Raw genomic sequence first — 16,392 nt, forward strand, 5'->3', positions numbered from 1 at the left:
CAGATTAAATATAAGAAGCCATATGGGCATTCAAATCATACGGGGTTTCTTGATAGACGTAGTAATTCAGCCAGTTAGAAAATAAAAGATTAGCATGTGCACGCCATGTACACATTGGCGTCCGCGTCGGATCATCTTGCGGAAAATAGTTCTTCGGCACCGCAATCGGCAAGCCCTTTGCTACATCCCGGTCATATTCCCACTTCAATGTGAACGGATCATACTCTGAATGACCGGTCACAAATATATGCTTGCCATCCTTGGTAGCCGCAATGTAGACTCCGGCTTCTTCGGATTCAGACAAAATCTCAAGCTTATCAATCGGAGCAATATCCTCTTTGCGCACTTCCGTATGTCTGGATTGCGGGACAAAGAACATTTCATCAAACCCCCGCAGGAGCTTCACATGCCTCGTTGCCGTTGTGTGTGGGAATACACCAAAAATCTTGTTGTCCAATGCATATTTGCGCACTCCGAAATGGTGGTACAAGCCTGCTTGTGAAGCCCAACATATATAGAGGGTGGATGTCACGTTCGTATTGCACCAGTCCATAATTTGTTTTAGTTCCTGCCAATAAGTGACTTCCTCGAATTCCATCTGCTCGACAGGTGCTCCCGTAATGATCATTCCGTCGAAGTACTCATCTTTCACATCTTCAAAGGTTTTATAAAACTGCTCGAGGTGCTCAGCAGATGTATTTTTTGACGTATGGGTTTTAGGGTGAAGCAACACAAACTCAACTTGAAGCGGAGTATTTCCTATTAATCGCAATATTTGCGTTTCGGTCGTTTCCTTAGTCGGCATTAGATTGAGAATGGCAATTTTGAGTGGGCGAATATCCTGGTACAGCGCTTCGGATTCGTCCATCACGAAAATGTTCTCCTCGTTAAGTATTCCTTTGGCCGGTAAATGATCAGGGATTTTGATCGGCATATACACTCACTCCTTTCACAAATTAAACAACAAAACAGCCTTTCCTCAGAGTTGAAGAAAGGCCATTTAACCGTACGTTCTAATGTCCTCTCTCATCTCCCAGAAACATACGATCTGTCTCCGCAAGAATTAGCACCGTGCGCCCCAGTCTCATAATGAAACGGGATTGTCGGTTGCCGGGTATCATAGGGCTAGTCCCTCCACCTACTCTTGATAAGAAAAGTTTTATTAAGTTACACTATATGATACTGATTTTTGTAGAAATGTCAAGACCATTTGTTACTGATCATTGCAATCCAGCAGCGGTAAAAACTTTATCAAATCCCTCTTTGGATCGTTGTAACAATGCTTCAATAGATTCAGACGGAGGCGTCGGTGTTAAAACCTCTTGAGAGATAGGACCCGTGTAGCCGGCTTTATGCAATGAGCTTACAAAAAGTCCAAGGTCAATAACTCCTTCACCCGTATGCAATCGTTCATTGTCTATCACTTGATCAACCGGGACATCAGGCGCATCATTAATGTGAACGTGTACGATCTGATCAGGACGAAGTCCAAGCAGGTCTTCTGCAGATGGATTCGTCGTGTACCAGTGGAAGGAATCGAGCAACAGGCCGACATTCGGCTCACCAATCGCATCAATCCAGTCCAGCGTTTCTTCTAACGTCCATATGAACGGGTTCTTCCACCTCGTGCGCAAATGATGCGGCCCCACATATTCAAGACCAAGTCGAATACCGTATGCGCCAAGTATGTCTGCACATGTGCGCAAACGCTTGGTTGCAAGCGCCATGAAATGTGCCGCGTTCATATCTGTCGACGGCAGTATATATGTGCAGCAACGGGTGCAGCCCACCTCTGCAGCAGCTGCTGCATTGGCAACGAGGTCGGATAACCCGGCCTGAAAAACGGCGTCGGATGCCCGCCATTCGACCGGAAGTCTAATGGACCCCACTACGATCCCAGTTTCCTCTAATGTCGCCAATACCGCATCCTTACCGTCGTTCTTGATCCAATCGCGAACTTCCAGATCAACTGCTCCGAACCCGTATTGCTTCGCCAAACGGACGAACTGCTCATCATTGCCTACATTAGTTCCAAGACCTGCACGGGTTAAGCCTTTTATCATAGCCGACTCTCTCTCCCTTCGCGAACAACATGATTAATAACTCCAGTCGAGTTTCACTTCATTACCTGTGCGGGATGATTCGTATATGGCATCCAGAATCAGATTATTCGTAAATCCTGTCATTACCGAGGTCAGTGGCGTTTTTCCTTCCGTAATACACTCTAGGAAGTGCACGCTAAGACGGCTGCGAGCACCCGCGTCATTGGCCGGAGTAACCAGTTCCGTTTCCATAGGAGAGTTGAATCTCTCTGTGAGGAATTTGCCCTTGCTGCCCCTGACAGCTGCTCCACCTTCAGTGCCCATAAGATGGATGAACGGCGAATTGTCTGTATCCATGTGAACAGCCCAGCTTACCTCAAGCGTTAAAGAGCTTCCATCCTCCATACGGATAAATGCAGAAGCCAAATCTTCAACGTCATAGTAGCCGTTCCAATCCGGCTTACCCCAAGTGCCGATTCCGCGCTTTACTGGGCCGAATTCAGCATAAGTGGCTCCGGTTACGGATATTGGCTTCGGGTTGCCCATCAGATGTAAAGACAAATCAAGCATATGCACACCGATATCAATAAGCGGCCCTCCGCCTGATTCTTCCATACGGGTAAACCATGTCCCCCAACCTGGAATGCCTTTGCGGCGGAACCAACCTGCCTTGGCCGTATAAATACGGCCTAATGCGCCATTCTCGACCTCCTGCTTAACCTGCATAGGGAGCCATTCCCACCGCATTTGGTGAGCGACCATCAGCGTCATGCCTGTCTTCTCTTGCGTACGAACGATATTACGTGCGCTTTCTGCGTCTAGTCCCATTGGCTTCTCAAGCAGCACATGCTTGCCTGCTTCCATAGCCAGCACAGCTAATGGAGCATGATACTTATTCGGAACACCGATGATGACTGCGTCAACGTCAGGACTTGCAATTAATTCTTCCGGTGTGGCGGAAACTTTAGGTATGTTATATTGCTTCGCACGGCTCTCTGCTAACGGTAAGTATGCATCCGTAACGGCTGTAATCTCGCATAGCTCCGGATACTTGCTGAACTCTTGAATATGCACATTTCCGATATTGCCTGCCCCGATCATACCAAGGCGAATTCTTGTAGGATTCATGAAAGTAAAACCTCCATTAATGGGTTAGTCCGACTTCTTCGGACTCTATCGTTATGATAGAATGAAATGGGACAGCCTGCATGTCAATTTTTACGGAAAAGATCCCTATTCTTCTTCATATTCCAAACATTTGGGAGGTATCCCTTTCTTGACCCTTTATCCGCTCCACTATATACAACATCCCAAGGACAGTACATTGCTGCCCCTGAAATTCAGCAAACACTCCCTGCCCAATGGATTCGTTGCACATCGACATGATTTCCTGGAGTTTTCTTACGTTCTGGAGGGGACCGGTTGGGAGACGATTAACGGCATCCGGTATCGGAAGCAACCAGGCAGCTTTACCTTCGTCCTTCCGTATCAGGTGCATGAGATTCATACCGACCCCGGCTCTTGTCTTAAGCTGTATAATGCCGAGTTCTCCATGAATTTATTGTTCGACTCCGATCACAATGCAGGGATGCGAGGTTTGCTGATTGGTGAGGATCCACCTCTGGCTTCACATGTTCAATTAAACGGAGAATCGGACACACATATTCGACAACTGCTTGATGATCTGTTCAAAGAGTTTCACAGTAACGATTTGTGGCGTATACCACTAGTAAAAGCGAAGCTCACAGAGGTGCTGGTCTGCTTTGACCGATTGCGTCGAGCTTCGGTTTCCAGTACCGGACATCCCTATGCTGCCGGGAGTAATACGAATAAACCGGGTCAATGGGAGAAAGCAATATGGGGCATCATTCAGTATATACACATGCACTATCAAGAAGAGCTTACTTTGGCGAGCCTCTGCACTCACTTTCATCTAAGCGTCTCCCATCTAAGTGATTTATTCAAGCGCCACTCCGGTCAGACCTTTCTTCAGATTCTGCATGAAGTGCGCATTCGACATGCCTGCGGCTTGCTGGCTTCAACCGATATGAGTATGGAGCATATTTCGCTCGAAGTAGGTTATGGATCATACAAGACGTTCTCACGTATTTTTAAGCAACAAAAAAGCGTTACAGCTAGTGATTATCGCAAATCGCACCAAATCCAAAACGCTTTCATATAATAATTTGTTCCTATAATCTTTACAATTGTCTCATGAATGCTCGTCTTGTGCGCTCGAGAAGTTAGGAGTATACTAAACAAGAATTTATTCGGTAATCCAATTCACAATTGGGATTTAGGAGGGAACGCTAAATGGAAGGTGACCGACCCAAGCCTATGAATAAACTGCATAGTCCAGGACGATCGCCGGAATCCGGAACGCGTTGCTTCTTAATATTTTCTTACTAAGCAGCAGCACGCTTATCATCCGCCCGTTCGAAGCCGTCCCCTATAGCAGTTTTGTGCGTATGCACAAATTCACAAGGCTGGAGCATGATGCAAGCCGGAGGAGAACTTCCTGCCGCAGCTGCATGATGCTTATTTCAGGTTTACTGCTGAAAGTTAACAATTTGGGGAAACTGCTAAGGGGTGAAGCGCACATGAAAGTAAGATTGGTACAGAATGGAATGTTCACTACAATTGAAGATACGCTGCAAATGTTAATACCGCCTGATAACGGCTTTTATTGGATCGATGCCGATGTAGAGGATCTGGAGATGCTCCAGCCGCTATTCCAGCTTCACGAATTAGCCGTAGAGGATACTTTATCAGAGGAAGAGCAGCGTCCAAAGATAGAAATATATGACTCCCACTACTTTATAGTGATCAATAGTATTCGTTACGATGATGAAGAAATATTTTTGCGAGCTCTTAACATATTCCTGTTCAAACATGCCATCATCACGGTGACCCAGCAAAAAATTAACGAAATCCGCGCCATAAAACCTATTCTGTGGGAAGAAGAAGTGAATTCCCCCGACCGTTTCTTATATCATCTAGTCGATATTGTAGTCGATAAATACTTCAGTGTAGGCGATCGGATCGAAGTGAAGATTGAGAAGCTCGAAGAGGACATCCTGGTCCATACTAAGAAAACACACTTGAATGAAATCATTGGACTCCGAAGTGAAATACTCTGGTTGAAAAAAATGCTCGTCCCGCAAAAAGATGTAATCTGGACATTGAATAAGAAAGAGCTTCGCTTAATTGATGACCAGCTTCAAAAATACTTCAGCGATATATATGAAAATGCGGTAAAGATAACGGAAACATTCGAAACGTTCCGCGATCTCGTTGGCAACTTGCGAGAAGCTTATCAGGCCAGTGTAGCTAACCGGGCGAATGAGATTATGAGAATCTTCACGGCGCTAACGACTATCTTCATGCCGCTCACGATTATTACAGGTATTTACGGGATGAACTTCGATTTCATGCCGGAGCTGGAATCCAAATACGGATATTTCTCTGTACTGGGATTTATGTTATTGACGGGATCATCCATGTTCTATTTCTTCAAGAAAAAGGACTGGTTCTAATAAGGGGGACTGCCTGCAACCTTGGTTGCAGGCAGTTTGCGTGTGTACGAATGGTATTTCGGAGGACAGGAAAGGGGTTCGATTCGCTTGATGCTCTTGCAGGAAGAGGAAATCAGATTGTCAATGCCGTAAGCTTCGTTGCCTCAGCACCCTGACGCCGGAAACGTAAGCGGAGCAGCCGCAGCCATTCATAGGTCTTCTCCAATTGAGCACCCGCCAGTTCTTGATCTTCACCGTAAAGCCGCTTCACAATTGGTTTGAGGAAACGGTCTCCTGCTTCGGAGAAGGCTAACCAGGCATCGTCTTTTTTCTGCTGCGGCAAGTCTCTTAGCGCTGGCTCAATTAGCGGCTCCATGTCGTACCCCTCCTTGTCCAGCTCCTCGATCCTAGTCATCAGCTCGCGAGAAGGGAGATTCAGCCGCTGCTGCAGCCCTTCCAGGTCGAACCCTTCCGCTATCCCTTCCAGCAGCTTAAGCTTCGTTTCTCTGCGTTCTGCTTCATTCTTCGCTCGTAGATCCCATTGCTGTCTAGCCCAATCCTCGAACCCGGAAGCATCAATATGTTCTGCAACCCAGCTCAAGGGGAAAGCAGTGTTCCTTGTATAGGAAGCCGTCATACGCAGCAGCGGTTCGCCGTATAAACCGGTCTTGTATTCACCAAAACCAGGTATTTGCCTTAGTTCTTCAATGGTCTGAGGTAAAAAAGCACTGATCATTCGCAGCATACGGTTGGATGCCAGAATAAACGGAGATTTGCTCTCTTTGCTCGCTTGCTCATTCCTCCAGACGCGAAGCTCCTGGAACAATTCGTCTCTACTGTTCAATTCACTGTAGTAGTGCATCATTTGCAGCGTTCTGGCCTTACCTCCAGGCAGGATGGAGCTCTCATTGCACATCTCGACCAGAGCGATGTACCCCTCGCTTCGCTTGTTTTGAATCCGGTTCCGAAAGCTCTGTATCATCTCCTTCCAGCTCATGCCGCTGAACCAGGTGTCCCTTACCGCAATTCCATCTGATCCCATCTCCATCCACTCAACCGACCATTCTCCCCCTTGTTCCGAAATTGATACTTGAGCCGTCGCAATCCGATCCTCCTCCAGTCGTTTCTCAAAGCTGTTCAAAAACACCAAATTCACTAAGCATCTGCCTCCCATAGGCTAATATTTTTGTCACTGGACAGCAAAAAGCACCCCTCCTACGTCACGTAGAAAGAGGTGCTTCCCCTGTAAAATGATTACTACGAATATACCACAATTCCCCAACTCTTACAAGTAGATGAATCTGTTGAGATCTCCTTTTATTGCATTATATATTTGGCTGTGTTACAGTTTGAAATGATCACTGTGAATAAAGATTGGCGGAATACTAGATGAGTACATACAAACTTCCAAATAAATGTAATAGTTGTGAATTAGTGAGATCCCTCAACCGGGAAGGTTGAGGGATTTTTGTTTCCTTAGGGAAATAAAACTGGCGGGGGGAACAATTTGTGCAAGCAGGTAACAAGCAATCATGGATCGCGATATGGATCAGTCTCATAAGTAACATCCTTCTTACGTGTATCAAAATTATTGTAGGTATCGTCTTTCGAAGTCAAGTATTAATTGCTGACGGCATTCATAATGCCGGAGATGTTATCGCTTCGGTTGCAGCTTTTGGAGCGATGCGAATATCCAGTCAGCCTGCTGATGATGATCATCCGTACGGGCATGGAAAAGCCGAGGTAGTTAGTGCAAGTATCGTAGCCATTATTTTGGCCTTGGCAGCAGTCTGGATTGGGTACCATTCCGTTGTAGCCTTATTCGGACCCGCTCCTGAAGCTCACTTCATCGCCTTGATTGCAGCTTTTATCTCATTAGTGTGGAAGCAAGTGCTTTATGTGTATACACTAAGGGTAGGCAAGAACGTGAATAGTAAAAGCTTGTTGGCTACCGCTTATGATCACCTGGCAGACGTTTACGCATCGCTCGCAGCAGTCATTGGTATAGGTCTTGCGCTCATCGGTGAAAAGTACGACTACACATACCTCGCCTATGGCGACCCTGCTTCAGGGATTATCGTTGCTTTATTAGTGCTCAAGCTTGCCTATCAGATGGGAGTAGAGTCCATTGATGTACTTATGGAAAAAGCGGTCAAACAAGAGCAAATAGATAAATATGCTGATGTAATTCTCGCGATCCCCGAAGTGAAACGAATCGACCGCCTACGCGCACGCGAACACGGCCATTACATTCTGGTTGATGCAAGGGTCGGCATTTCCGGTCAGCTTACCATTCAGGAAGGTCATGATATTAGCCGTAAAATCAAGAAGGCCGTTATAGATGCCGACTCCCAAGTAGATGAAGTACTCATTCATATCAATCCATGGTATAAGGAGTAAAGAACAACAGACTTGCGGTACAATCTTGCTTTTGCCGATCTGAGCCGCTTCCTGTATAATCAGAGATGCTTATCATAATGCCATCATGTATGTTTTTTAGGAGGATTTCCATGTCAGCTACTGAATTTGACTTTTTATACGATCATTCTGAAGATACGATTACCCGCTTTGTCTGTTTTGTCGGTCAGTCCTTGCAGCGCTTCGATCTGGCCATCACATCAACGAACCGTTTCTTCGGGAAGAAGCTTGTCATCGATATTCAATCCGGGCGAACGGCGATAATTGGACCCGATGATCTGGAGGATACAGGTTATCTGGAGCATATTTATAAGCTCGACGAGGAGCAAGCGGAAGAGTTGAGAACGTTTCTGATAGAGGTTGTAGGGATGGTGCATTTTACGGACATTTAGAAGTCCATACATATTCCTTCTGCTGCTGTGGGACAATGGGAAAGAATATAAACTCCCGCAGCAATGAGGTGAATAATCAATAATGCCCAAATCACACAATCCCAAGCACGATACGGAAGGTTTTCTTGAGGAAGACAGAGATCGGTATACCGATCTGGCCACAGTAGAATCTCAGCGCAATGATCTGATAGCGGAAGAATTCCCAGAGGGCGCCTATGGAATGAGTATCCCTTCCGAGTCTTTAGGGAAGAGCACTCCGTGGCGCAAGGATCAACGGCCGCCTAACCAATTCACCTATGAGAACCGCGCACTCCATGAGGGGCTGGATCGCGGGGGTTACCCAGGCGAGCACGATACGAATGACGAGTAATCAGCTCCAGCTGCTCACATAACGAACTAAAATCCGCTGCCGACCTGATTAGATCGGAAGCGGATTTTTATTAGAATCGAGCTTGAATTTGCAAATGAAATCAAATAATTGTTTCGTCAGGCCGCCTTTTCCGAATTTCAGAAAAGGTTTGCGTTTATGTCCCTCTTGTACCGACTCCAGAAAAGCGATAATCATTCTCCTCCGCTCCACTATATGCATGAACCCATATTCATACAGCCAGTCATCAATCGTATTGTAGATGCCCTTGTTCAGCCCATATTGCTCAAAACAATAAGTTACAAACTTGTAATCCGGTACCTCAGCCACGTCAACTTCCAGCATAGTTATGTCCTCCTCCAGTGCATTTTCTGTATAAAAAAACTTCCTGCCTCCTGCTGCTCCGTTGAGCAGATCAGGCTGCAGAAAGTCTCCGGCGATCCGGTTGACGCTGCTATCCTTTATTATTCAAAGTTTCTTGTGAGCCTTTGGATTTTCTCGCAGAAGAGGCTTCCGCTTCGAATCGTTTACGCTCCGTTCGCTCAATTTGTACGATTCTTCCATCATGCACAACAATTTGTACAGTACCATATTCCAGACCATTGACACTTTGAATAATGCGTTCTGTCCAATACTCATCAATTTCGAGCGGCTTTGCCATCATCGTTCCCTCCTATTTTCACATTTATATGTGGACCGGCATGGGGTCGAATTTCAATCTATTCTCCTGAGTCGCATTCTCGGTATCATTGAATAAATAAATGCGATGAATAAGTACTTTGACTGCGTCTCCCGGGTCTAGAGTCGGCAATTCCAATGATCGATAGCCGAACAGACGGCTTCCTCCCACCTGAACTTCTACTTGCCAGCTAGTGCCGCGGAAGAAGATGTTTCGAACGATTCCATCTTCTGCTGCGGACAGTAAAGAAATTTCTGCTTGATATCCAATTTCCAGAAACTCAGGTCTGACCATTGCTTTCGCATTCGCTATTTCGAGCAGCTCGAAGCCTTTCAACTTGGATGGATCAGACACCTGATTAGACTCCCCTATGAACCCTGCTACAAAAGGGGTCTGGGGCTGTTTATAAATATGAATGGGCGATCCTTGCTGCTCCAATCGGCCGTTATTGATGATCATTAATTGGTCCGCAACCTCTACTGCTTCCTCCTGATCATGGGTAACGAAGATCGTAGTAATTCCAACCCGATCAATCATTTCCTTCAACCAGGTGCGAAGCTCTTTACGAACCTTGGCATCTATGGCTGCGAAGGGTTCATCCAATAGCAAAAGCTGAGGCTCAGGCGCGATGGCTCTGGCAAAAGCTACTCGCTGACGCTGACCTCCCGAAAGCTGAGAAGGAAGACGTTTCTCCAATCCCTTCAGTCCAGTCAGCTCAATCAATTCGGATACACGCTCTTGGATCCGTGCTTTCGTTCTCTTCTGCACCGTAAGTCCGAAAGCTATGTTATCAAACACATTCATATGTCGGAACAGGGCATAGTTCTGGAACACGAACCCGATTCCCCTTTCTTGCGGAGGCAGGTCGTTCACTTTTTTTCCATGAAAAAGGATATTTCCTGAATCAGGCTGTTCGAGTCCCGCAAGCATCCGGAGAATAGTTGTTTTACCTCCTCCACTCGGGCCTAGAAGCCCGATTAACTTCCCTTTTTCGATCTCGAAGCTAACGTCCTTTGTCGCTTGGAAGCTGCCAAAGCTTTTGGTCAAGTGTTCGGCTACGATATGCATGCGGCTTATTCCCCTTCCTGACTGCGATGCGTCTGAAATTTCCATTCGATAATACTTTTTACGACTAATGTCACGACAGCTAGTAATACCAAGAGCGAAGCGATAGCGAACGCCCCTGCGAAATTATACTCGTTATACACAATCTGAATGTGCAGCGGCATCGTATTCGTTGATCCGCGTATGTGGCCGGAAACGACGGAGACTGCTCCGAACTCACCCATCGCTCTTGCATTACACAAGATAATCCCGTACAGCAACCCCCATTTGATATTGGGCATGGTCACTTTCCAGAATATTCTCCATCCTTTGGCACCAAGCGTTACGGCCGCTTCCTCTTCCTGTGCGCCTTGGGCTTGCATGAGCGGAATCAGCTCTCTCGCTACGAATGGAAAGGTCACGAAGATCGTGGCTAAGACGATACCAGGCAAGGCAAAAATAATCTTGATATCATTATCCTGCAGCCAAGGACCGAACCACCCTTGAGCACCGAATAATAGCACATAGATCAGACCAGCAATGACGGGAGATACGGCAAATGGCAAGTCAATAAGCGTTAATAGTAAGTTCTTGCCTTTGAAACTGAACTTCGTAATGACCCAAGCTGCCGCTATCCCAAAGATCAGATTGGCAGGAACCGTTATAGCTGCAACGGTTAAGGTCAGCCGAATGGAGGAAGCTGCGTCCTCTTCTACCAATGCGGCGAAATACACTTCCGCACCTTTGCGGAACGCTTCCGCGAATATACTGACTAGAGGAAGGATTAATAAAAAGCCAAGAAACAAAAGAGCAATTGTGATTAACACAATTCGGACAAAGCGAGATTCGTTAATGTGTTGAGGTCTTGAACCTGTACCAGGGCCTTTCGTTGGTGCTGTCGTCACGTATCCAGCCATGTAATTATTCCCCCTCCTCTGCTACAACGATGTGGCATGTCGATTCGACCGCCATTGCAGGAAATTAATAACAAACAACAAGAGGAAGGAAATAATAAGCATGACCATCGCAATTGCAGTCGCTCCAGCGTAATCGTATTGCTCCAGCTTCGTCATAATGAGCAACGGAGCAATTTCCGTCTTCATGGGCATATTTCCAGATATAAATACAACGGAACCATATTCGCCAACTGCCCGGGCAAAAGCAAGAGTGAACCCTGTAATGATAGCAGGAAGCAATTCAGGAAAGATTACTTTCCAGAACGTTCTCCATCTCCTCGCACCAAGACTGACCGCCGCTTCCTCTACTTCTTTCTCCAGCTCCTCAATAACCGGCTGCAACGTCCTTACTACGAATGGAATTCCTATAAACGTCAGAGCCAACATGATACCGAGCGGTGTAAATGCAATCTTGATGCCAAGCGGTTCCAACAAGCGACCGACCCAGCCATTCTGCGAATAGATTGTCGTTAAAGCGATACCAGCCACTGCTGTTGGCAATGCAAAAGGCAAGTCAACCAAGGCATCAATTAATTTTTTGCCAGGAAAGGTGTATCTCACGAGCACCCAAGCTACAATAAACCCAAATATCGTATTGATTACTCCCGCTCCAATTGCAGTTCCAAAGCTAATCTTATAGGAAGCTACGACTCTTGGATCCGTCACTGTTTGCCAAAACTTCTCCCAACCCATACCCGAAGTTTTGATAAAAATAGCTGACAATGGGAAAAGGACGATCAAACTTAAATACATAACAGTAAAACCCATCGAAAGTCCGAATCCGGGTATAATACTGCGCTTTTTCCAACCCTTCGCCATCTAACCTGTCTCCCCGCTATAGGATTTACGCCGAACGCCCTATTGAGAACGTTCGACGGAATTCCATTCCATCATTTATGGTTTGTAAATTTGATCGAATACGCCGCCGTCAGCAAAGTGTGTTTTTTGCGCTTTTTGCCAGCCGCCGAAGATTGGATCGTCAATGGTGAACATATTGATCTTGGCAAATTGGGATTCATATTTCTTAGCTACTGCTTCCAGACGTGGACGGTAGTAGTTCTTGGCCGCTATGTTCTGCCCTTCTTCGGTGTACAGATACTCCAGGTATGCTGTTGCCACTTCACGAGTGCCTTTCTTGTCGACTACCTTATCGACAACTGCTACTGGGGGTTCAGCCAGAATACTAACGGATGGATTTATAATTTCGAATTTGTCTTTGCCGAATTCATTGATCGATAGGAATGCTTCATTCTCCCATGCTAGCAATACGTCGCCAATGCCGCGTTGTACGAATGTAGTTGTCGAGTCGCGTGCACCGGAGTCAAGCACTGGCACGTTCTTGAACAGCTTTTGCAGGAAATCCTTTGCCTTCGCATCGTCTTTACCATTCTTGTTATACGCGTATCCATAAGCTGCTAAGTAGTTCCAACGAGCGCCACCCGATGTCTTTGGATTCGGTGTAATGACTTGAACGCCTGGTTTGATCAGATCGTCCCAGTCCTTAATGCCTTTCGGGTTCCCTTTCTTCACAAGAAATACGATCGTTGAGGTATAGGGTGAGCTGTTGTTCTTCAGCTTACTTTGCCAGTCCTTCTGGATCAGATCCTTCTCTTGAATAGCATCAATGTCATAGGCAAGAGCTAATGTGACCACATCTGCTTCTAATCCATCTATCACAGATCTTCCTTGCTTACCCGAGCCCCCGTGTGATTGCTTGAAGGTAACGGTCTGATTCTTCTTCTCTAACCAGAATTTCGAGAAAGCTTTATTAAATTCCTGATATAGTTCACGTGTAGGATCGTAGGATACATTGAGCAGTTCTACATTCGGGAGTTTAGCTCCGCCACTAGCATTAGCGGTTGTCTTTTCTGTAGCTCCTCCTCCGCATGCTGTAAGAGTAACCATCGTAAGTACGATTAAACTAAGTAAGGACGTCTTGCTTAGATACCGGAGCACATTTGTTTGTTTCATAATAATAACTCTCCCTTTTCATAAGTAATTGTTATAAATCACTGTCAGTTCATCGTTTATCATGCTACTTTAAGCGGGCTCCGGCTGTCCGGTAGACAAACTCAATTATTCCGATAAACTTACTCTGATATTGAGTATATTAGCACCGCTCACAATATGTGTCAATATGATTTTTTGAAGTATATCCCTAAAAATTTACATTACGATTCGACATTTTTCCCGAGACTTCGACAAACATGTTATGGTAACTTCTGTAAATGGTAGGATAAAAGCCCAATGTCGATAGGCCTAGATTAGAAGGTGAGAGCATGTCTGATGAGACTGAGGAACGGTTCGGGTCTGCACTTTTAAGAAAATGGTTACTAGAAGGTCCGAGAACAGCTGTAATTGATGTTGATAATACGTTAGTCCGCACGAATATTACGGAATTTTATTTTTATTTAATGAAACGAAAAGGGGTTCGATTGAGGCATAGCTTACAATATTACTTATTAATAGCTCGATTTGCTCTGTTCTGGGCTCCTTTTTACTTGATACTGTATTACTTCAACAGAGATCGATTCCAGCAAGCCTTTTATCGCAGGTATTCAGGTTTTACACCTGATGAGTTGGAGCGTCACGCGGTTGCCTTTTTCGAAGAAGTGCTGAAACCGAAGCTAATCTCCCCCACCTCTAATATTGTTAATCAATTTAAACACCTGGGGATTGACATTGTATTGTTGTCTACTAATTTCGAACCCGTCGTTCGTCAAGTCGCTCAACACTTCGGTGTTCCCTACTATTGTTTGAAAGTTGTTAAGAGCCGTTACGGTTCGCAGGTAGATTTAAGTGAGCTAACCGATTTCAAACTAAACAAGGTTAGCCAATATGCGGCCGATACAACAATTGCTATCGCTGATTCCAAGCATGATCTTCCCGTGCTGAGTTATGTGAAATATCCGATGATAGTGTCCGAGAAACGGCGAGCTTGGATGGGCAAGATTGGACAATCTTATATCCGTATATCTCCGACATCAATGCTGCTCCCTAAATACATGCAACTAATGATACTAACTTTTTATGGGTGTGCAATAGTTATAAATTGCCTTTGCGGAAATTTCGAGGAATAAATTAATTGACGGGAGGATAAAGTATGAGTTTCTTTACCAATATATCAAATATTAAACGCTCTTGGACCGACCTCTCAGACATCAGTAGAGAACAAATTCAACAATGGAATGATTCATTTGCCGCTTCTGGTATTAGTCCCGATACTCACCGACTCATCGTACGAGTTCCTTTGGAAATAGCGAAACAGAAAGTAACGGATTATTCCACGTTTATTTCACAAACGAATGAAGAGATTCGATCACTTCATGAACAACTTTGTACACCACATTTCTTCATTTTGACAGATGCAGACGGAATGATGTTGGACGCAGTTGGTTTCAACCCTTCTTTACAATTACTTGAGAACATCAACATTGGCTTGGGGACACTATTTGCTTTAGATTGCGGAGGGATCAATGCAATCTCAATGGCTATGTTGTTACATTCGACTGTTGTTTTAAAGGGAACAGAACATACATTGGATCTTTTTAAAGACTGGACCTGCATCTGTTTTCCGATTAAGAATGGCGACAGCATAGTCGGTTATTTAGATCTCTCATTCAAAAGTGATATTGACGTTACTTTCGCTGTCCCGCTTCTTGAAAGGGCAATCCGTGTAATCGAGAAAAAGTTGCAAAATCTCAATCCTAAAATCAAACAAAAAAAGATATTAGAATTATTCGATGCGTACAGTCTATCCGTTCGGGAGAAAGAAGTTGGCTACAGGTGGCTGCAAAATCAGAGTACCTTACAGATAGCAACATCGATGGGAATAACAGAAGGAACAGTGAGGAATATGCTTAAGAGAGTGTATGCAAAAACAGGCATCTATGACAAGGGGCAATTCATCAGGAAATTTTTTGTATGATATGTCCTATTTGGGATATATACACATTTATTGATAAATAGTAGTTTAGTATGAGTATATAACTTAAAAAGTTTATAAAAGAATATGTACATTTACCCAGGGTTTTCTTTTATATCTGTTTAAGATTATATAAAATAAATAAATTTTTCGGGAGGAAAGAATCATGAATACAGTAGGTTTTAATAAAATTTCTCAAGAAGAATTATTGGCGATTGATGGTGGAGGATTCTGGTCAGAAGTAGCTTATTACGCCTTTGCTGGTGGAATGGGTGCACTTGGAGGAGCAGTAGGAACAGCAATCGGAGGCCCTATTGGTGGGGCTGTTGGTGCTCGTGTCGGATTTGTAGTTGGCGGAATGGCAGGGGCTTGGGCTGGAGATCAAATTTGGGATGCTACGCACTAATGATTTCTACATTAATCAATCTTGTGATTGTTACTGTGATTTTATTGTTTTTGGATTTCTTTGTTGAAAGCAAATTTCATATAAGAAAACGAATAGTAAAAAAAATTGGTGTAATAGTAACAATTATTTTAACAATTCTGGTGGTAATACTTATAGATTTCATTTTGGTAAATTATTGGCCAGAACTTGATAATAATGAATTATACAAATATGCAAAGATAGGTTTTATAATATATTTCTTACCTAGGAAAGGAGATAAATCATGACTAAATTCGTTGAGTTAAATGATAAAGATTTAATTGAAGTTGAGGGTGACGGTTTACTAGGAGCATTGGCCGGGGGGGTTATTGGGTTAATGGTTGGAATACCAGTAGGTATGACCGCCTATGTAGTAGGAAGATTTACTGGAACAGCGTCTACTAATGATTTTGATAGTGTTATGAGAGATTCGATGATGGCAAGTGCTGGAATAGGAATGACACTTGGAACGTTTGCACCAACACCTTAAAGGTTTGGATAGCAATTAAATAGGGCTGGTGTACATTAGCCAGTCCTATTTAATGATGAAATATTATGAAATATATAACATTAACATTTAGAATGAAGGGAGTGAAAAAACGATATCTACGGTAAATCTGAATGAATTAT

The 16,392-nt window shown here is 44.5% G+C and carries 20 protein-coding genes and 1 riboswitch; of the genes, 10 read left to right on the plus strand and 10 right to left on the minus strand.

Annotated elements, in window-relative coordinates; genetic code table 11:
• Positions 1-4: 4 nt before the first annotated feature.
• From metA to AC58QD_RS22975, 3 genes are all read right to left on the minus strand, one after another.
• Positions 5-934: a homoserine O-acetyltransferase MetA gene (gene metA / locus AC58QD_RS22965; protein ID WP_497337330.1), complete on the minus strand. Its 930-nt coding sequence runs from the start codon at positions 932-934 to the stop codon at positions 5-7.
• Between the two features lie 89 nt (positions 935-1,023).
• Positions 1,024-1,154: riboswitch (SAM riboswitch) on the minus strand.
• 66 nt (positions 1,155-1,220) lie between these two features.
• Entirely contained in the window at positions 1,221-2,063 is an 843-nt protein-coding gene (locus tag AC58QD_RS22970; RefSeq protein ID WP_497337331.1) for a sugar phosphate isomerase/epimerase family protein, read from the minus strand.
• Positions 2,064-2,096: 33 nt separating this feature from the next.
• On the minus strand, positions 2,097-3,170 hold the full coding sequence (locus AC58QD_RS22975) for a Gfo/Idh/MocA family protein (protein ID WP_497337332.1): 1,074 nt from the start codon (positions 3,168-3,170) through the stop codon (positions 2,097-2,099).
• Between the two features lie 148 nt (positions 3,171-3,318).
• Here AC58QD_RS22975 and AC58QD_RS22980 point away from each other — a divergent pair, with 148 nt between their 5' ends.
• Entirely contained in the window at positions 3,319-4,224 is a 906-nt protein-coding gene (locus AC58QD_RS22980; protein ID WP_497337333.1) for a helix-turn-helix domain-containing protein, read from the plus strand.
• A gap of 418 nt (positions 4,225-4,642) precedes the next feature.
• A complete protein-coding gene (corA, locus tag AC58QD_RS22985; protein WP_497337334.1) occupies positions 4,643-5,578 on the plus strand; it encodes a magnesium/cobalt transporter CorA in 936 nt (311 codons plus the stop codon).
• 112 nt (positions 5,579-5,690) lie between these two features.
• On the opposite strand, the gene AC58QD_RS22990 is transcribed toward corA, so the two are convergent.
• A complete protein-coding gene (locus AC58QD_RS22990; RefSeq protein ID WP_497337335.1) occupies positions 5,691-6,713 on the minus strand; it encodes an HRDC domain-containing protein in 1,023 nt (340 codons plus the stop codon).
• Positions 6,714-7,066: 353 nt separating this feature from the next.
• On the opposite strand from AC58QD_RS22990, the gene AC58QD_RS22995 reads away from it, so the two are divergent.
• From AC58QD_RS22995 to AC58QD_RS23005, 3 genes are all read left to right on the plus strand, one after another.
• Positions 7,067-7,957, plus strand: a complete 891-nt coding sequence (locus AC58QD_RS22995) for a cation diffusion facilitator family transporter (protein WP_497337336.1) — start codon at positions 7,067-7,069, stop codon at positions 7,955-7,957.
• Positions 7,958-8,067: 110 nt separating this feature from the next.
• A complete protein-coding gene (locus AC58QD_RS23000; protein ID WP_497337337.1) occupies positions 8,068-8,367 on the plus strand; it encodes a DUF3055 domain-containing protein in 300 nt (99 codons plus the stop codon).
• A gap of 82 nt (positions 8,368-8,449) precedes the next feature.
• Positions 8,450-8,737 (plus strand): hypothetical protein, encoded by a 288-nt coding sequence (locus tag AC58QD_RS23005; RefSeq protein WP_497337338.1) that lies wholly within the window; start codon positions 8,450-8,452, stop codon positions 8,735-8,737.
• A gap of 48 nt (positions 8,738-8,785) precedes the next feature.
• Here AC58QD_RS23005 and AC58QD_RS23010 read toward each other — a convergent pair whose 3' ends face one another.
• The 6 genes from AC58QD_RS23010 to AC58QD_RS23035 form a co-directional block, all read right to left on the minus strand.
• Positions 8,786-9,079: a hypothetical protein gene (locus tag AC58QD_RS23010; RefSeq protein WP_497337339.1), complete on the minus strand. Its 294-nt coding sequence runs from the start codon at positions 9,077-9,079 to the stop codon at positions 8,786-8,788.
• Between the two features lie 109 nt (positions 9,080-9,188).
• Complete coding sequence (locus AC58QD_RS23015; protein ID WP_497337365.1) at positions 9,189-9,395, minus strand: YezD family protein; 207 nt, start codon at positions 9,393-9,395, stop codon at positions 9,189-9,191.
• Between the two features lie 24 nt (positions 9,396-9,419).
• On the minus strand, positions 9,420-10,481 hold the full coding sequence (locus tag AC58QD_RS23020) for a sulfate/molybdate ABC transporter ATP-binding protein (RefSeq protein WP_497337340.1): 1,062 nt from the start codon (positions 10,479-10,481) through the stop codon (positions 9,420-9,422).
• 5 nt (positions 10,482-10,486) lie between these two features.
• Positions 10,487-11,374 (minus strand): sulfate ABC transporter permease subunit CysW, encoded by an 888-nt coding sequence (gene cysW / locus AC58QD_RS23025; RefSeq protein ID WP_497337341.1) that lies wholly within the window; start codon positions 11,372-11,374, stop codon positions 10,487-10,489.
• A 21-nt stretch (positions 11,375-11,395) separates the two neighbouring features.
• Complete coding sequence (cysT, locus tag AC58QD_RS23030; protein ID WP_497337342.1) at positions 11,396-12,232, minus strand: sulfate ABC transporter permease subunit CysT; 837 nt, start codon at positions 12,230-12,232, stop codon at positions 11,396-11,398.
• Between the two features lie 75 nt (positions 12,233-12,307).
• Positions 12,308-13,384 (minus strand): sulfate ABC transporter substrate-binding protein, encoded by a 1,077-nt coding sequence (locus AC58QD_RS23035; RefSeq protein WP_497337343.1) that lies wholly within the window; start codon positions 13,382-13,384, stop codon positions 12,308-12,310.
• A gap of 308 nt (positions 13,385-13,692) precedes the next feature.
• Here AC58QD_RS23035 and AC58QD_RS23040 point away from each other — a divergent pair, with 308 nt between their 5' ends.
• The 5 genes from AC58QD_RS23040 to AC58QD_RS23060 all read left to right on the plus strand — a co-directional run bounded on the left by AC58QD_RS23040 (position 13,693) and on the right by AC58QD_RS23060 (position 16,252).
• Positions 13,693-14,493 carry an HAD family hydrolase gene (locus tag AC58QD_RS23040; protein ID WP_497337344.1) on the plus strand — a complete coding sequence of 267 codons (801 nt, stop codon included), beginning with the start codon at positions 13,693-13,695 and terminating at the stop codon, positions 14,491-14,493.
• Positions 14,494-14,516: 23 nt separating this feature from the next.
• The gene (locus tag AC58QD_RS23045; protein ID WP_497337345.1) at positions 14,517-15,341 is read left to right on the plus strand and encodes a helix-turn-helix transcriptional regulator; all 825 of its coding nucleotides are present in this window, start codon (positions 14,517-14,519) and stop codon (positions 15,339-15,341) included.
• Positions 15,342-15,504: 163 nt separating this feature from the next.
• Positions 15,505-15,744 (plus strand): hypothetical protein, encoded by a 240-nt coding sequence (locus AC58QD_RS23050; protein WP_497337346.1) that lies wholly within the window; start codon positions 15,505-15,507, stop codon positions 15,742-15,744.
• Complete coding sequence (locus tag AC58QD_RS23055) at positions 15,744-16,010, plus strand: hypothetical protein (protein WP_497337347.1); 267 nt, start codon at positions 15,744-15,746, stop codon at positions 16,008-16,010. Before AC58QD_RS23050 ends, AC58QD_RS23055 begins: the two co-directional genes overlap by 1 nt.
• Positions 16,007-16,252 (plus strand): hypothetical protein, encoded by a 246-nt coding sequence (locus tag AC58QD_RS23060; RefSeq protein ID WP_497337348.1) that lies wholly within the window; start codon positions 16,007-16,009, stop codon positions 16,250-16,252. The genes AC58QD_RS23055 and AC58QD_RS23060 overlap by 4 nt, the downstream gene beginning before the upstream one ends.
• The last annotated feature ends 140 nt before the right edge of the window (positions 16,253-16,392 follow it).

Source organism: Paenibacillus sp. J2R1T-4 (assembly GCF_059692235.1).

Bases quoted from the DNA above. Each gene is read 5' to 3' on its own strand.
- AC58QD_RS23045 (WP_497337345.1), top strand. From the start codon at position 14,517: ATGAGTTTCTTTACCAATATATCAAATATTAAACGCTCTTGGACCGAC.
- AC58QD_RS23015 (WP_497337365.1), bottom strand. From the start codon at position 9,395: ATGGCAAAGCCGCTCGAAATTGATGAGTATTGGACAGAACGCATTATT.
- AC58QD_RS23050 (WP_497337346.1), top strand. From the start codon at position 15,505: ATGAATACAGTAGGTTTTAATAAAATTTCTCAAGAAGAATTATTGGCG.
- AC58QD_RS22970 (WP_497337331.1), bottom strand. From the start codon at position 2,063: ATGATAAAAGGCTTAACCCGTGCAGGTCTTGGAACTAATGTAGGCAAT.
- cysW (WP_497337341.1), bottom strand. From the start codon at position 11,374: ATGGCTGGATACGTGACGACAGCACCAACGAAAGGCCCTGGTACAGGT.
- cysT (WP_497337342.1), bottom strand. From the start codon at position 12,232: ATGGCGAAGGGTTGGAAAAAGCGCAGTATTATACCCGGATTCGGACTT.
- AC58QD_RS23020 (WP_497337340.1), bottom strand. From the start codon at position 10,481: ATGCATATCGTAGCCGAACACTTGACCAAAAGCTTTGGCAGCTTCCAA.
- AC58QD_RS23000 (WP_497337337.1), top strand. From the start codon at position 8,068: ATGTCAGCTACTGAATTTGACTTTTTATACGATCATTCTGAAGATACG.
- AC58QD_RS22975 (WP_497337332.1), bottom strand. From the start codon at position 3,170: ATGAATCCTACAAGAATTCGCCTTGGTATGATCGGGGCAGGCAATATC.
- AC58QD_RS23060 (WP_497337348.1), top strand. From the start codon at position 16,007: ATGACTAAATTCGTTGAGTTAAATGATAAAGATTTAATTGAAGTTGAG.
- metA (WP_497337330.1), bottom strand. From the start codon at position 934: ATGCCGATCAAAATCCCTGATCATTTACCGGCCAAAGGAATACTTAAC.
- AC58QD_RS23035 (WP_497337343.1), bottom strand. From the start codon at position 13,384: ATGAAACAAACAAATGTGCTCCGGTATCTAAGCAAGACGTCCTTACTT.
- AC58QD_RS23040 (WP_497337344.1), top strand. From the start codon at position 13,693: ATGTCTGATGAGACTGAGGAACGGTTCGGGTCTGCACTTTTAAGAAAA.
- corA (WP_497337334.1), top strand. From the start codon at position 4,643: ATGAAAGTAAGATTGGTACAGAATGGAATGTTCACTACAATTGAAGAT.
- AC58QD_RS23005 (WP_497337338.1), top strand. From the start codon at position 8,450: ATGCCCAAATCACACAATCCCAAGCACGATACGGAAGGTTTTCTTGAG.
- AC58QD_RS23055 (WP_497337347.1), top strand. From the start codon at position 15,744: ATGATTTCTACATTAATCAATCTTGTGATTGTTACTGTGATTTTATTG.
- AC58QD_RS23010 (WP_497337339.1), bottom strand. From the start codon at position 9,079: ATGCTGGAAGTTGACGTGGCTGAGGTACCGGATTACAAGTTTGTAACT.